The sequence below is a fragment of the Pseudomonas sp. TMP9 genome (genome assembly GCF_037943105.1).
Lineage (GTDB): Bacteria > Pseudomonadota > Gammaproteobacteria > Pseudomonadales > Pseudomonadaceae > Aquipseudomonas.
Genome location: NZ_CP149803.1, coordinates 1,208,739 through 1,223,289, shown reverse-complemented (window position 1 = coordinate 1,223,289; position 14,551 = coordinate 1,208,739). Strand labels below are relative to the sequence as shown.

The 14,551-nt window shown below is 56.5% G+C and carries 16 protein-coding genes; all 16 read right to left on the bottom strand.

The window, feature by feature from the left end; all coding sequences use genetic code 11:
• Positions 1–15 precede the first annotated feature (15 nt).
• Positions 16–2,139 (bottom strand): flagellar biosynthesis protein FlhA, encoded by a 2,124-nt coding sequence (gene flhA, locus WF513_RS05765; RefSeq protein ID WP_339083428.1) that lies wholly within the window; start codon positions 2,137–2,139, stop codon positions 16–18.
• A 136-nt stretch (positions 2,140–2,275) separates the two neighbouring features.
• Positions 2,276–3,412, bottom strand: a complete 1,137-nt coding sequence (flhB, locus tag WF513_RS05760) for a flagellar biosynthesis protein FlhB (RefSeq protein WP_339082312.1) — start codon at positions 3,410–3,412, stop codon at positions 2,276–2,278.
• Positions 3,413–3,415: 3 nt separating this feature from the next.
• The gene (fliR, locus tag WF513_RS05755; protein WP_339082310.1) at positions 3,416–4,192 is read right to left on the bottom strand and encodes a flagellar biosynthetic protein FliR; all 777 of its coding nucleotides are present in this window, start codon (positions 4,190–4,192) and stop codon (positions 3,416–3,418) included.
• A 1-nt stretch (position 4,193) separates the two neighbouring features.
• Positions 4,194–4,463, bottom strand: a complete 270-nt coding sequence (gene fliQ, locus WF513_RS05750; RefSeq protein ID WP_339082308.1) for a flagellar biosynthesis protein FliQ — start codon at positions 4,461–4,463, stop codon at positions 4,194–4,196.
• Positions 4,464–4,465: 2 nt separating this feature from the next.
• The gene (gene fliP, locus WF513_RS05745) at positions 4,466–5,251 is read right to left on the bottom strand and encodes a flagellar type III secretion system pore protein FliP (protein ID WP_339082306.1); all 786 of its coding nucleotides are present in this window, start codon (positions 5,249–5,251) and stop codon (positions 4,466–4,468) included.
• On the bottom strand, positions 5,251–5,682 hold the full coding sequence (fliO, locus tag WF513_RS05740; protein WP_339082304.1) for a flagellar biosynthetic protein FliO: 432 nt from the start codon (positions 5,680–5,682) through the stop codon (positions 5,251–5,253). Before fliO ends, fliP begins: the two co-directional genes overlap by 1 nt.
• Positions 5,683–5,684: 2 nt before the next feature.
• Positions 5,685–6,170, bottom strand: a complete 486-nt coding sequence (gene fliN, locus WF513_RS05735; protein ID WP_339082302.1) for a flagellar motor switch protein FliN — start codon at positions 6,168–6,170, stop codon at positions 5,685–5,687.
• Between the two features lie 36 nt (positions 6,171–6,206).
• Positions 6,207–7,178 carry a flagellar motor switch protein FliM gene (fliM, locus tag WF513_RS05730; protein ID WP_339082301.1) on the bottom strand — a complete coding sequence of 324 codons (972 nt, stop codon included), beginning with the start codon at positions 7,176–7,178 and terminating at the stop codon, positions 6,207–6,209.
• Positions 7,179–7,191: 13 nt separating this feature from the next.
• On the bottom strand, positions 7,192–7,719 hold the full coding sequence (gene fliL / locus WF513_RS05725) for a flagellar basal body-associated protein FliL (protein WP_339082299.1): 528 nt from the start codon (positions 7,717–7,719) through the stop codon (positions 7,192–7,194).
• Positions 7,720–7,948: 229 nt separating this feature from the next.
• Entirely contained in the window at positions 7,949–9,211 is a 1,263-nt protein-coding gene (locus WF513_RS05720) for a flagellar hook-length control protein FliK (RefSeq protein ID WP_339082297.1), read from the bottom strand.
• Positions 9,212–9,327: 116 nt separating this feature from the next.
• A complete protein-coding gene (locus tag WF513_RS05715) occupies positions 9,328–9,681 on the bottom strand; it encodes an Hpt domain-containing protein (RefSeq protein WP_339082295.1) in 354 nt (117 codons plus the stop codon).
• 28 nt (positions 9,682–9,709) lie between these two features.
• Entirely contained in the window at positions 9,710–11,404 is a 1,695-nt protein-coding gene (locus tag WF513_RS05710) for a fused response regulator/phosphatase (RefSeq protein WP_339082293.1), read from the bottom strand.
• Between the two features lie 14 nt (positions 11,405–11,418).
• Entirely contained in the window at positions 11,419–11,724 is a 306-nt protein-coding gene (locus tag WF513_RS05705; RefSeq protein WP_339082291.1) for an STAS domain-containing protein, read from the bottom strand.
• Between the two features lie 156 nt (positions 11,725–11,880).
• Positions 11,881–12,333, bottom strand: a complete 453-nt coding sequence (gene fliJ, locus WF513_RS05700; RefSeq protein WP_339082289.1) for a flagellar export protein FliJ — start codon at positions 12,331–12,333, stop codon at positions 11,881–11,883.
• A gap of 3 nt (positions 12,334–12,336) precedes the next feature.
• Positions 12,337–13,695: a flagellar protein export ATPase FliI gene (gene fliI, locus WF513_RS05695; protein ID WP_339082287.1), complete on the bottom strand. Its 1,359-nt coding sequence runs from the start codon at positions 13,693–13,695 to the stop codon at positions 12,337–12,339.
• Positions 13,685–14,548, bottom strand: a complete 864-nt coding sequence (gene fliH, locus WF513_RS05690) for a flagellar assembly protein FliH (RefSeq protein WP_339082285.1) — start codon at positions 14,546–14,548, stop codon at positions 13,685–13,687. Before fliH ends, fliI begins: the two co-directional genes overlap by 11 nt.
• Positions 14,549–14,551: the final 3 nt, after the last annotated feature.

Here is a 14,551-nt window from a genome sequence, read left to right as displayed (position 1 = left end):
GGCCTGTAACCTCGGTTAGTTCTGACCCACCGTCGCAACGATGGTGACCTGCTTGTTATCCGGAATTTCCTGGTATGCCAGCACATGGATACTCGGAACTGCCAGCCGCGCGAATCGCGAGAGCATCGCCCGGACCGGACCGGCCACCAGCAGTATCACTGGTTTGCCGAGCATCTCCTGACGCTGCGCCGCTTCCACCAGGGATCGCTGCAGCTTCTCAGCCATGCCAGGCTCCAAGAGGATGCCCTCCTCTGAGCCTTGCCCGGCCTTCTGAATACTGTTGAGCAATATCTGTTCCAACCTAGGTTCTAAGGTGATCACAGGCAGCTCAAGCTCTAGTCCCACAATGCTTTGCACGATTGCACGAGCCAGCGCGACGCGCACCGCCGACACCATCGCGGCGGGATCTTGACTCTTCACTGCCACATTGGCGATGGCCTCGGCGATGGTGCGAATATCACGCACCGGCACCTGCTCTTGCAGCAAACTCTGCAAGACCTTGAGCAGGGTCGACAGGCTGATCATGCCAGGTACCAGCTCCTCGGCCAGCTTGGGCGAGCTTTTGGCTAGCAACTGCATCAACTGCTGCACCTCTTCATGGCCAAGCAACTCGTGGGCATGCTTGTGCAACACTTGGTTGAGGTGCGTGGCAACCACGGTACTGGCATCCACCACGGTGTAACCCAGCGACTGCGCCTGGTCACGCTGGCTCGGGTCGATCCACACCGCCTCAAGACCGAAAGCCGGGTCTTTAGCAGCAATGCCATTGAGTGGGCCAAACACTTGGCCGGGATTGATCGCCAACTCACGATCGGGATACACCTCTGCCTCGGCCACGCTGACGCCCATCAGGGTCAATCGGTAGGCGTTGGGCTGCAGGTCGAGGTTGTCGCGAATGTGCACCGAAGGCATCAAAAAACCCATCTCTTGGGACAGCTTCTTGCGTACGCCTTTAATTCGCGCCAGCAACTGACCACCCTGGTTGCGGTCAACCAGTGGGATCAGCCGATAACCCACTTCTAGGCCGACCATGTCCACTGGCGTGACGTCATCCCAACCTAACTCTTTGACCTCTTGAGACTTCTGCGCCGGCAGCAAGTCTTGCTGGCGCTGCACTTCCTTGACTTCGCTTTCCGCGACCACACGTTGCTTGTTAGCAATCCAATAAGCCGCACCCGCTGCCGCCAGACCCAAGCTGATAAAGAAGAAATGTGGCATGCCGGGGACCATGCCCATGATGATCATGATCGCAGCGGTCACGGCCAGCGCGCGAGGCGAGGCAAACATCTGCCGATTAACCTGCGCGCCCATGTCTTCTGAGCTGGACACCCGCGTCACCATCACCGCCGCAGCCGTTGACAGCAGCAGTGAAGGAATCTGCGCGACCAGACCATCACCAATGGTCAGCAGGGTGTAAATCTTGCCAGCCTCAGAGAATGGCAGGTCATGCTGGAAAATGCCGATGGCAATGCCGCCAATCAGGTTAATAAACAGAATCAGCAGGCCAGCAATCGCATCGCCGCGCACGAATTTGCTGGCACCGTCCATAGAGCCGTAAAAATCCGCTTCTTGAGAGACTTCCGAGCGGCGTTTTTTGGCTTCAACCTGATCAATCAATCCGGCATTTAAGTCAGCGTCGATGGCCATTTGCTTGCCGGGCATGGCATCCAGGGTGAAACGCGCACTCACCTCGGAAATACGCCCGGCGCCCTTGGTGACCACCACAAAGTTGATGATCATCAAAATAGCGAACACCACGATACCGACCACGTAGTTGCCGCCGATCACCACCTCACCAAACGACTGGATAACCTTACCCGCGGCGCCATGACCATCTTGACCGTTGAGCAAAACCACGCGTGTGGAGGCGACGTTGAGCGCCAGGCGCAACAGGGTCGCGGCCAGCAGAACAGTGGGGAAAACCGCGAAATCTAGGGGGCGCAACGCATAGATCGCAACCAACAGCACCACAATCGACAAAGCAATGCTGAAGGTAAACAGCACGTCGAGAAGAAACGGTGGAATGGGCAACATGACCATGCCGAGCATGACCAGCAGCATGAGCGGTATGCCCAGGTTGCCCTGCTTCAACCCTGACAGGTTGCTGCGCACATCACCGATCATTTGCGAGCGATCTATTGCCACACCACTACCCCAACCCATTCAATCTTTTGACGCTTGATGCGCCTTCGGGAAGGGTTTTGCAAGAAGCTGTCCAACTTTGCCTGGCTCAGGTAATCAGCAGGCAAGTGACGTGATGGCAGCGCATGGAAAATCAGTCGTCACGACGTAAATCAGGCGGGATAGGGATATCGGGGAGAGGGCCGGGACGCTTGCCCTTGCCTGCTTGGTATTGACGCAGTTGGTAGACGTAAGCCAGTACCTGAGCAATTGCCAGATACAGGCCAGCAGGGATTTCCTGATCCAAATCGGTGGAGTAAAACACCGCTCGCGCCAGCGCCGGAGACTCCAGCACCATGACCTTGTGTTCATTGGCGATTTCGCGAATTTTCAATGCGGTAAAGTCACCACCCTTGGCCAGCAGCACCGGCGCACTGCCCTTGGCTGGATCATATTTGAGCGCCACGGCGAAGTGCGTCGGGTTGGTGATGACCACATCGGCATCCGGCACCGACTGCATCATGCGCCGTTCAGCCATTTCCCGCTGCAGCTGGCGAATCCGCTGTTTGACCTCCGGCTTACCTTCACTGTCCTTGTATTCGTCGCGCACTTCCTGCTGGGTCATCATCAGCTTCTGCTTGCTGCTCCAGAGCTGGAATGGCACATCTACAGCCGCAATCAAAATCAACCCGCAGGACATCCACAGGGCGCTCCAGCCAACAACCGTCATGGAATGCAGAATGGCCGACTCAAGCGGCTCATGGACAATCGCTAGCAAGTCGCCCTGCCAGGCTGACAATACGGCAACGCCTACCAGCAGAATCAGCACAAATTTGGCAAAGGCTTTGAGCAACTGAGCCAGCGCTTGTACAGAAAACATCCGCTTTAACCCCGCCAGCGGATTCATTCGACTGGCCTTGGGCGCCAGAGCTTCAGTAGAAAAGATCCAACCCCCCAGGGAAATGGGGCCAACAATAGAGGCAATAAGCAGCAAAATAAACAACGGGAACAATGCTTCCAAGGCCATCTGCCCGGACGCTGCTAACCAAAGGCCCATGCTGCGCTCATCCATAATCACCTCGCGCGGCAAGGAGAAATTGCTGCGCATGATGTCCAGCATGGAATTGCCCATACTGCCGCCAAAGGCGAGGAGGCCGCCAAAGCCGCCCAAGGTAATTGCGAGGGTATTGAGTTCCTGAGAGCGCGCCGTCTCACCCTTCTCACGGGATTCACGTACCCGTTTTTCCGTGGGTTCTTCACTTTTTTCGGCACCGCTCTCGGATTCAGCCACGGCTTATCTGGCTCCTGCCATTTCACGGAGAAACTGCAGCGCCTCAGTGGCAAACCGCTGGTACTGGGAGAGGATGTCGGCCATGCCAATCCAGACAATAACCAAACCCAAAACCAAGGTCAGCGGAAAACCGATTGAGAAGATATTTAGCTGCGGCGCGGCGCGGGTCATAACGCCAAATGCCAGGTTAACCACCAATAGCGCGGTAATCGCCGGCAATACTAAAAGCAAAGCGGCACCGATGACCCAACCCAGTTTGTTGGCAATTTCCCAGTAATTTTCAACCAGAAAGCCACCACCGACTGGCAAGGTGAAAAAGCTTTCAGTGAGCACTTCAAACACCACCAAATGGGCGTTCATGGCAAGAAATAGTAAGGTCACTAGGATCATAAAGACCTGCCCGATCACAGGCACTGAAATACCATTAGCGGGATCGACCATGGACGCAAATCCTAGGCCCATCTGCATGGCCACAATCTGCCCGGCGATCGCAAAGACTTGAAAAAGTAACTGCAGGACAAACCCCAGCATCACCCCGATCAGAATTTCCTGGGCAATCCAGATAAACGCCTGAATGCTGATCGCATCTATGACTGGCATCGGCGGCAGGGTCGGCATGATTGCCAGGCAAATGGCTAAAGCCAAATACAGGCGTATACGCGCCGAAACCAATTGGGTGCCGATAATGGGCATAAACATCAGCAGCGCCGCGATGCGAAATAGCGGCAGCAAGAAGCTACCCACCCAAGCGCCGATCTGCTCGTTACTTAACTCAAGCATGTCAGCCGATCAGCATCGGAATATTCATGATCAGATTTTCGGTGTACTCCATCAACTCGCGCACCAGCCATGGGCCGAGCACAATCAAGCAGATCAGAATCACTAGCAACCTGGGTAAGAAACTAAGTGTTTGCTCGTTGATTTGGGTCGCTGCTTGGAACATCGCCACCAACAAACCCACCAAAAGGCTGGGCACGACCAGTACAGCCACAATCATCGCGGTCAGCCATAACGCATCTCGCACCAGATCAACCGCAACTTCAGGGGTCATGGCTAAGTGCCTCCAAAACTGGCGGCAAGCGTGCCCATGATCAACGCCCAACCATCAATCAAAACAAACAGCATGATTTTGAACGGCAGTGAAATGATCAAAGGTGACAGCATCATCATGCCCATTGCCATCAAAATACTGGCGACCACCATGTCGATGATCAGAAACGGGATAAAGATCATAAAGCCAATTTGAAAAGCGGTTTTAAGCTCTGAAGTCACGAATGCCGGCACCAGAATAGTCAACGGCGCCTCTTCGGGAGATGCAATGTCAGTGCGCTTGGACAGGCGCACGAACAGCTCTAAGTCGCTTTCGCGGGTTTGCGACAGCATAAAGTTCTTAATCGGCACTTCAGCTTTGAGAAGCGCGTCCTGCGCGGGTAACTGCTCGTTCAAGTAGGGCTGCAACGCCTCGCGGTTAATTTGATCGAACACCGGGGCCATAATAAACATAGTCAGAAACAACGCCATGCCAACCAATATCTGGTTAGAGGGCGTCTGCATCAGCCCGAGGGCTTGGCGCAGAATCGAGAAGACAATGATAATGCGGGTAAAGCTGGTCATCAGCATAACGAACGCGGGTATAAAGCTCAGCGCGGTCATAATCAGCAGAATCTGCAGGCTGACCGAATACTCTTGTTGCCCTTCGGTATCGGTGCTCAGGGTGATCGCCGGAATGGATAACGGGCTGCTACCCGACTGAATCAGCGTGCTGCCCAAAGGCGGATCTGCCGCGAATGCAAGCGAAGCTCCAAGGCTAAAAATCAATACCCATAAGAAACGCAGCATCACGTTTTGTCCTTCTGATCTTTGCCCAACAGCTCCATCAAACGCTGAGCAAACTCCCCACTGGCCGGCTGCGCTGTTGGCATGCTCACGGGCTCTTTGAGCACATGCAATGAAGTGATGCGACCCGGCGTAAGACCCAGCAGCACCTGCTCACTCCCCACCTGCACCAGTACCAACCGATCACGCGGCCCCAGCGCTTGAGTGGCTACGATATTGATCACTTGGCCACCGCGCGGCACGATCTGCTGCACTCGGCGCACTAACCAAGCCAGCAAAAAAATCAAGCCAATCACCAGCAACAAACCCAACAACAGCTGCAGCAATTGCCCGCCCATGCCTGAGCTGGTAAGAGGTGCAACCGCTTGCGCTGCTGGTTCGGCGGCTGTTGCTGCAAATGGCAAGAACAAGCCCAACAAAAGAGTCCTAGCCATGCTTAACGCAACTTCTTGATGCGTTCGCTTGGGCTGATCACGTCGGTCAGGCGAATGCCAAATTTCTCATTCACCACCACCACCTCACCGTGCGCAATCAGGGTGCCGTTAACCAATACATCCAGCGGCTCACCGGCCAGGCGATCCAATTCAACAACCGACCCTTGGTTGAGCTGCAGTAGGTTACGAATGGTGATGTCAGTGCTACCCACTTCCATGGAAATCGATACCGGGATATCCAGAATCACATCCAGATTCGGCCCATCCAGATTAACCGGCAGGCTCATCTTCGGCGCGCTGTTGAACTCCTCCATCGGCGCCCGTGGAGCGGCAGGCGCCGTGTTGCTGGCTGCAAGCATGGCGTCAATATCGTCCTGGCCGGCATCACCGGCTTCAGACAATGCGGCCGCCCACTCATCAGCAAGTGCCTGTTCCTCAGGGGAGCTGGCTTCTTCACCCTCGCCTGCATGTTCGTTTTCGTCTGCCATCGTTTTTCCTCGGCTGGCGTGAATAGGATTTAACAGTTAGCGCAGGCGCTCGATCGGATCGATCACCTGCAACGCCAAGTTGCCTTTATGGGCACCTAACTTGACCTTGAAAGAAGGCACGCCATTAGCGCACAGCAGAATATGCTCTGGCAGATCGACAGGGATCACATCGCCAGGCTGCATGTGCAATATGTCGCGCAACTTAAGTTGACGCTTAGCCACGGTGGCGCTCAACGGCACGCTAACGCCGAGAATGTCTTCACGCAGGGCTTTGATCCAACGCTCATCTTGATCGTCCACATCAGACTGAAAGCCTGCGTCGAGCATCTCGCGAATCGGTTCGATCATTGAATAAGGCATGGTGATGTGCAGGTCGCCGCCGCCGCCGTCCAGCTCGATATGAAAGGTCGAGACCACAATCACTTCACTGGGGCTGACGATGTTAGCCAGCGCCGGGTTGACTTCCGAATTGACGTACTCGAAGTTGATATCCATCACCGCATGCCAGGCTTCTTTCAGGTCAATAAAGGCCTGATCCAGCACCATGCGCACTACGCGCAATTCGGTCGGGGTAAATTCACGCCCCTCGATCTTGGCGTGACGACCGTCGCCGCCAAAGAAGTTATCCACCAATTTGAACACCAGTTTGGCGTCGAGGATAAATAGACCGGTACCGCGCAGCGGCTTCATTTTCACCAAGTTGAGGCTGGTCGGCACGTACAGCGAGTGCACGTACTCACCAAACTTCATGACCTGCACGCCGCCCACCGCCACATCAGCGGAGCGGCGCAGCAGGTTGAACATGCTGATACGGGTGTAGCGGGCAAAACGCTCATTGATCATCTCAAGCGTCGGCATGCGCCCACGGACAATACGGTCTTGGCTGGTCAGGTCATATTGCTTGACGCTTCCCGGCTCGGCGTCTTCCTCGGTTTCAACCAGGCCGTCGTCGACACCATGCAGCAGGGCGTCGATTTCATCTTGGGAAAGCAGGTCTTGCACAGCCATATACCGCTCCTGGTTACTGCAACACGAGGTTGGTGAACAGCACTTGCTCGACGGTGACCTTGCCGGTTTCTTTCTCGGCCAGCTCTTGCACACTGGCTGTCGCCTGCTGACGCAGCATTTCTTTGCCCACTGGGGTAATCAAGGAGGCAAAGTCTTGACCGGAAAACAGCATCACTAAGCGGTTGCGCAACACCGGCATATGCACTTTCAGGGCATCCAACGCCGCCTGATCACGGGTCATCAGGGCCACGCTGACCTGCATATAACGCGCACGGCCTTGGTAATTGAAATTCACTACAAATGCTGGCGTCAGCTCTTCATAAATTGCTGGTTGCTTGACCGGCACCGCAGGTTCGGCACTGGCTGCGGCCTTGGCTTCATCAACGCCAGCATCCTTCTTGCCCAAAAAGAACAAGGTGCCGCCCACGGAAAGACCGATGGCCAGCAAAACGGCAATTACGATGATAATGATCAGCTTCATTTTGCCGGCTGGTTTCGCCTCGGCATCTGCCGGCGCTTGCGCTGCTTCTTTCTTAGCCATGCCAATAATCCGTCGTAATTCGGAGTTTTATCCGTTATCAAAGGGTTAAGAGCAAGTGTTATGCCAGTCTGTCAACAAACCTGCTCAATCTGGGCAGCCCTCACCAACAGGGTGATAGGGCTAAGACGCACTTAACGCACGCCCAAAAAAATCGCCCGGCTCCCACACGCTGGGACCGGGCGAAATGCAGTTTAGATCAGTGGGCCATGCAACTACAGCAGCACGCGCGTCAAGCGTAGTAATCGACTAAGCCGCGGATGCTGCTGGAGGTCGTGCGGGCCGACTCTACCGAGCTGATGTGCAACTCCTCGTCCGTGCCCAGAGTATCGCCAGAGCTGCCACCGCGGCCTCTACTGCCGCTTCCGTCCTGACCTTGCCAGCCGCGGCTGAGCGACTGATCGGAGACATTCACATCCAGTTGGTTCATGCCTTGTTGGGCGAACAGTTCACGCAAGCGATACATTTGCGAATCCAGCGCCTCACGCACTCCGGCATGCGGGCTGGCGAACGTGACCTGGCTTTGCTCTTGGTTAATGCTGATGCGCACTTCCAGACGACCTAGATCAGCAGGGTCGAGTTGAATTTCAGCGGACCTAAGATTTTGGCTGGACATGATCATCACGCGGTCCACTACCGCCTCACTCCAACCGCCCTGCTGCATGGGCACTGGCTGCCCAACCACAAGTGGCGCGCGCGCAGACAGTTGGTTTTGCTGGCCAATAGCTTGGGTCAGGGCATTAAGTTTGCTGACAAAATTCTCGGGCGCGCTATTCGCCGTGCCTTCCTTGAGCGCTTCAAGACTTTTACCCGTCAACGCTTCTAGCTGGAGTTCTGGCAGCTCAAGGGCATCGCCTTCGATGGGCATCTCGTCCTGTACCAATTGGCTGGCCAGCATGCTTTGGCTAGCACTTTGCGTGGCTAAATTGGCCTGCGCGACGGGTGTGGCCGCTTGTTCAGCCAAGGCTTTTTCCTTCGCACCCATCTCTAACGCCATACGCACTGCCGGCAGTTGGTTAAGGGCATCCAGCTCAGCATCGAAGCTGGCCTCGGTCATGCTCGCAGGGCCAGAACCGGTCAAACCGCTGGTTACCAACAGGGGCGCCGGCTTACTGTCGACCAGCAACTCTTGGGTTTCTGGCGCTGGCAACTCTCCGGTTATGCCGAGCAACAACAGTGGATCAAGCACCGCGCCTTCACTGGCCGGATCAGTCGGCAAAGGCTTGCCGCTATCGGCAACCTCAGTCGGCCCGACAGCGGCAACAGCTTGCGGCTCCTCTTCTAGTTTTTCTGCAGGTTTGCTTGCGCGCTCGGACTTAGCAGAGTCCTCATTTCGCTCTGCAGCCTTGGCCTGACGCTCCTTGGCGTACACCTGAGAGAAGCTAGAAGCCTCATCCCTATTGGGCTGCGCGGGTCTTTCCGGAGGCCTTGATGCAGCGGCCCTGGACTTTACTTCAGGTGCTGACTTGAGCAGCAGATCGGGGGCAACGGACATGGATACTCTCCGCTCGGGGTTGGTCGTGCAGAGGGTTTTGCAAAGGACGGGCCAACTTGTTAACGCAAGGATGAGGCGGAATGAAAGGCCGTCAACACGGACGTAGCGCGTTACAACTAGTGCCGATAACGCTGACGCTCAGTCTTGAGCAGGATGCGCACAATGGCAAATTCACGCTCAATTTGCTCGACTAACTGAGGCGTCTGCTCAAGCTCCTCACGCCGCCCAGCCTCTTCCAGTTGCTTGCACAGCCCGGCCAGCATCAGCGCACCCATGTTGCTGCAACTGCCTTTAAAACTATGCGCCGCCAGCTGCAGGGCCAATGCGTCAGCAGCCTGCTCAGCCTGATGCAGAATCAACAGGCGCTCTTCGGAATCAACCAAAAAGGTATCCAGCAGCACGGGGTATTCGTCTTCCATGACATCCTGCAATGTCACCAATACTGAGCTATCTAGGTGAATATCGGACAACTGCTCACTCCCTTGGCGTATCCAGAGATTATGCCCCAGGCAACCAGGAAAACTCCACGCGCACCCCAGGCTCTCCGTCGCCCCAACTGCAGCGCTCGCTCAATTGCCTGACCAGCGCCAGCCCACGACCGCTCAAACTATAGGTGTCACCAGGATACATCGGCACTCGACGTGCATCGAAACCTGAACCACTGTCCTCGACCCGCACAATTAAACGTCCGCCCGTGCCCTCGGGCAGTAATTGCAAATGAAAGCGGACAAAGCCATCCGTCAGCGCAGCCAAGCGCATGCTGCGTTGACGGTAATACTCAGCAAACCCTTCAGCATTCGCCTTGAGCGTCGAATCCAAGCCGAGCACGCCATGCTCTAGGGCATTCGAATACAGCTCAGCCAGCACACTGAACAATGCACCGCCTTGGGGCCGTAATCCTTGCACCTCAAGCAGCAACTGCAAGAGGAATGGCAGCGGGTTGAAGTGACGCAAGGTTTCACCGCGAAACTCGAAGCTGGCCGACCAATCCAGTGAGTGGCTCTGGCCGCTGTCAGCGAAAGCCAGTGGCGGACGGTTTAGCTGCCCTTCTTCGACCAAGCTGACCTCAAGCAAGCTGACGTCGTCCTGCTGCTCCCCGCTGAAGCGCGTCAGCGCCTGCTGAATGTCGGAAAACAGCGCCGCCTGCTGCCGATTAGCCGCGAATACTTCGAGCAAGCGCTGCTCCCCAAACAACTCACCCTGCTTGTTACACGCCTCTAGTACGCCGTCAGAAAGCAGGAAAACGCGGTCACCCAGCGCTAACGGATAGACTTCGCGCTTATCGTTGAATGCGCTGGGCTCAAGGATCCCCAGTGGCAAGTGCTGCGAAACAAGTGGCTGCCGATCACCATTGCCGCGCAATAAATAGCCATCTGGCAAGCCGCCATTCCAGACTTCAACGACTTGGCGCTGGAAGCTGATATTGAGCACAGCGGCGCAGCAAAACACCCCCACGGGGAGGATATGTTTGAGCTTGGCGTTGATCTCGCGCAGCACTTCCGCCAAGGAATAGCCCTTGGCCGTCATGCCATAAAACACCTCAGCCAGCGGCATCGCGCCTATCGCAGCAGGTAAGCCGTGGCCGGTGAAATCACCCAACAGCACGTGCATGCCACCCGAAGGCTTGAACGCTGCAAGCAGCAGATCGCCGTTGAACACCGCATAAGGTGACTGCAAATAGCGGATGTTCGGTGCGTCCAGGCAGCCGGAATGGGTCACCTTGTCGAAGACCGCCTTGGCCACCCGCTGCTCATTGAGCAGATGCTCGTTGTGTTTGGCAATTAGATCGCGCTGCTGCAACACGGTGTCCTGCAAGCGGCGCAAACGATCCATGGCCTTAATCTTGGCTTCGAGAATGACCCGGTTGTAGGGCTTTGGCAGAAAGTCATCACCGCCCGCTTCCAGGCAACGCACCAGCGCTTCACCTTCGGTCAGGGAGGTGAGAAAAATAATCGGCACCAGCTCCTCGCCGGCCGCTAGCTTGATCCGCCGCGCCGCCTCAAAGCCATCCATCACCGGCATTAAGGCGTCCATCAGCACCAGCTGTGGGCGCTCCTGCTTAAACAACGCGACCGCTTCAAGACCATTACTGGCCGTCAGCACGCGGTGCCCCTGCCGGCTGACAATAGCCGACAGCAGCATGCGGTCGGCGGGGCTGTCCTCGGCGATGAGGACAGACAAAACCTCTAGCATGACAGGCGCTCCGGTCAAGCGATCTTGAATAACTGCTCGAAATTCGAAATGGCCAAAATTTTGCGCACATCTGGGTTGCAATTGAGCAGGCTGATCTGCGCGTGGTCGCCGCCGGCGTGATCGCGCAACAGCAACAACATGCCGAGCGCCGAGCTGTCCAGATAAGTGGTGTTTTTCAGGTCGATCATATAGCGCTGCGGGGGGCTCTCAATACGCTCGTAAGCATCACGAAAATCTTGATGCGCGGCAAAGTCAAAACGACCTTGAATCAGAATGGTCAGCTCGTGGCCATCAGATGAAAACAGTGAGGTGATAGTCATGGGTGACTCCTAACAACGAAAAAGCCAAACCGCATGCTCTAGTGACTCGGGTTACGGCTTGTATGTGATCAAGATGTAGCATCGCAGCAGTCAGGCGGCAACTGTTTCGCCGACATTGAGGCGTGACTCAGCCCAGCGAAGCTGCTTGTGAGGGTTTCAGAAGTGTGAGCCACGGGCTGACAAACGCTGCGAGAGCTCATCGAGAAGTTTTTGCTCACGCTTATCTTCAGCCATACGCGCTTCGTCTTGATAACGCTTGACCAGCTTGCGCAAACCTTCAAGGCGCGCATAGCGCTGCTGCCAAACATCGCGCACTTTGTCCATATTGGCGCGGTGCCAATCGACGCTGCCACGTTGCTGGCCAATGGCCGTTTCCAGCTGAGTGAGGAAGCGCTGGTAGTTCATCAGCCATTGCCCGGAAACGCCGTGCTGGCCTTCGTTGATCCACTGTTGCTGGTAATCACCGCGGTAGCGTTCCAAATCCCCCAGCTGCACTTCAGCCTGACGCAGCAGACCTTGGCAATGGCCCAGTTGCAGGGCGGCCTCGCGCTCAGCGCGTTCGGCCATATCGACCACTGGGGCCAGCCGCGCGGCGCGGCTTTGTGCCATGGCTTATGTACCAGTTGCAGGGTTGAAGATCGCTGACAACTGCGTACTGCTGGTTTCTAAGCTTTCGTTGTCCTGCAGGTTTTGCCGCAAATACTTGACCATAGCCGGCTGGCGCGCGATGGCCAGGTCGGTGTCTGCATCGCCGCCCGGCACATAGGCCCCGACACTGATCAGATCGCGACTCTGCTGGTAACGCGACCACAGTTGTTTAAACCGCTGAGCCACGCGCATGTGCTCTGCGCTGACCACTTGCGGCATCACCCGGCTGATCGACGCTTCTATATCAATGGCTGGGTAATGCCCCTCTTCGGCGAGGCGGCGCGAGAGCACGATATGACCGTCGAGCACACCACGGGCGGCGTCAGCGATCGGATCTTGCTGGTCGTCGCCTTCGCTGAGTACGGTGTAAAACGCGGTAATCGAACCACCGCCCTTCTCCGCATTACCTGCGCGCTCCACCAGTTTGGGCAGGCGCGCAAACACGGAGGGCGGGTAACCCTTGGTCGCAGGCGGCTCGCCAATGGCCAGAGCGATTTCACGCTGGGCTTGGGCAAAACGAGTCAGCGAATCCATCAGCAGCAGAACATTCTTACCTTTATCGCGGAAGTACTCAGCTATTCGCGTGCAGTACATGGCCGCGCGTAAGCGCATGAGCGGCGCGTCATCGGCCGGCGAAGCCACCACCACCGAGCGTTTGATGCCCTCCTGACCGAGGATTTCGTCGATAAACTCTTTAACTTCGCGGCCCCGCTCACCAATCAGCCCGACCACAATAATGTCGGCTTCGGTAAAGCGCGTCATCATGCCCAGCAATACCGATTTACCGACACCGGTACCCGCGAACAAACCCAGACGCTGGCCACGACCCACCGTCAACAGGCCGTTAATTGAACGGATGCCGACATCCAGCGGCTCACTGATCGGGTGACGGTTGAGCGGGTTGATGGTCGGACCGTCCATTGGCACCCAGTCTTCCGCCTTCATCCCGCCTTTACCGTCGAGGGCACGGCCAGTGCCGTCGAGCACCCGGCCGAGCATCGACATACCCATGGGTAAGCGACCCGTGTCTGGTAAGGGCACCACGCGAGCGCCCGGCGCGATGCCGGCCAGGCTGCCAACCGGCATCAGGAAGATTTTGCCGTTGGAAAACCCCATGACCTCAGCCTCAACCTGCACCGGCCTGTAGCTGTCATCGTTGATCACCATGCAGCGGCTACCCAAGGCAGCGCGCAGGCCTTCAGCCTCCAGAGTCAAACCGACCATTCGTAACAAGCGGCCTTCGACCTGCGGCTGAGTCGGTAACGCCACGGCCTCGCTGTAACCCGCCAGGCGCTTGGCAAAGCTCACCCGCTCAAGGCGCATCCGCACGCGCCTCAGAAACCGCCTCTAGGTTCGCCTCTGCGGGCGCCGGTGCAAGCGCTTCTTTATTCGCTGGGGCGGCGTCCAGATCAGTATGCAGATCAGCATCTAAAGGATGCACCGCTTGCTCGCGCTGCTGTTCGAAGAGTTGTTTGATGGCTTGGTTCAGCCGAGTTTCGACGCTGGCATCAATGCGGCTGAGTTCGCTTTCTACCCGGCAACCGCCAGGCAATAGAGAGGCATCTTCAAGAATCCGCCAGCTCTCTTCATGGCGCTCACGCAAAGCTTTGACCATCTCGAAATCTTGCGGGTTGAGGTGAATGCGGATATTGCCAGTGCCCATCGGCAGCAGCTTAAGTGCCTCACCGAGCACCTGACGAATCTGGCTGGAGTCGCTGACCAACTCGCGCTGAATCACGTGGCGCACCATCTGCTCCAGCAGCTTGATCAGCGCTTCTTCAAGTTGCTGGTCTTGCTCGGCAATCGGCTCAAACAGCTGGGTCATCACCTGTTCAAGCCCGGCTATTTTTGCAGCCAAGGCCATGTCAGCCTCTTGCTTAGCTTTCAGCTGGCCGGCATGGAAGCCATCTTTCTCACCGGTGGCAAAGCCTTCGTTGTAAGCGTCCTGACGGATGGCTTCAAGCTCATCCAACGTCAAAGGCTTGACGTCTTCTAGAGCGACTTCTTCGCTTTCGGCCTGAGCATGTTGCTCAGCGCTGGCTGATGGCTCGACAGCGTCATCTGCGCTGGGTTCTGGCACTTCTACTTGTGGGTCAAAGCTGGGCAACGCCCAGACATCAACGCCGATTAGATCTTTGGCGCGTATCAGCTCACTCGCCGGCTCTTTACTGGACATGCG

What these genes read in the sequence shown, in the direction of transcription:
- fliJ (WP_339082289.1), bottom strand. Translation starts at nt 12,333, where the DNA reads ATGGCACAAAGCCGCGCCGCGCGGCTGGCCCCAGTGGTCGATATGGCC.
- fliH (WP_339082285.1), bottom strand. Translation starts at nt 14,548, where the DNA reads ATGTCCAGTAAAGAGCCGGCGAGTGAGCTGATACGCGCCAAAGATCTA.
- fliO (WP_339082304.1), bottom strand. Translation starts at nt 5,682, where the DNA reads ATGGCTAGGACTCTTTTGTTGGGCTTGTTCTTGCCATTTGCAGCAACA.
- fliQ (WP_339082308.1), bottom strand. Translation starts at nt 4,463, where the DNA reads ATGACCCCTGAAGTTGCGGTTGATCTGGTGCGAGATGCGTTATGGCTG.
- WF513_RS05720 (WP_339082297.1), bottom strand. Translation starts at nt 9,211, where the DNA reads ATGTCCGTTGCCCCCGATCTGCTGCTCAAGTCAGCACCTGAAGTAAAG.
- fliP (WP_339082306.1), bottom strand. Translation starts at nt 5,251, where the DNA reads ATGCTGCGTTTCTTATGGGTATTGATTTTTAGCCTTGGAGCTTCGCTT.
- fliN (WP_339082302.1), bottom strand. Translation starts at nt 6,170, where the DNA reads ATGGCAGACGAAAACGAACATGCAGGCGAGGGTGAAGAAGCCAGCTCC.
- fliM (WP_339082301.1), bottom strand. Translation starts at nt 7,178, where the DNA reads ATGGCTGTGCAAGACCTGCTTTCCCAAGATGAAATCGACGCCCTGCTG.
- WF513_RS05705 (WP_339082291.1), bottom strand. Translation starts at nt 11,724, where the DNA reads ATGACTATCACCTCACTGTTTTCATCTGATGGCCACGAGCTGACCATT.
- fliL (WP_339082299.1), bottom strand. Translation starts at nt 7,719, where the DNA reads ATGGCTAAGAAAGAAGCAGCGCAAGCGCCGGCAGATGCCGAGGCGAAA.
- fliR (WP_339082310.1), bottom strand. Translation starts at nt 4,192, where the DNA reads ATGCTTGAGTTAAGTAACGAGCAGATCGGCGCTTGGGTGGGTAGCTTC.
- WF513_RS05710 (WP_339082293.1), bottom strand. Translation starts at nt 11,404, where the DNA reads ATGCTAGAGGTTTTGTCTGTCCTCATCGCCGAGGACAGCCCCGCCGAC.
- fliI (WP_339082287.1), bottom strand. Translation starts at nt 13,695, where the DNA reads ATGCGCCTTGAGCGGGTGAGCTTTGCCAAGCGCCTGGCGGGTTACAGC.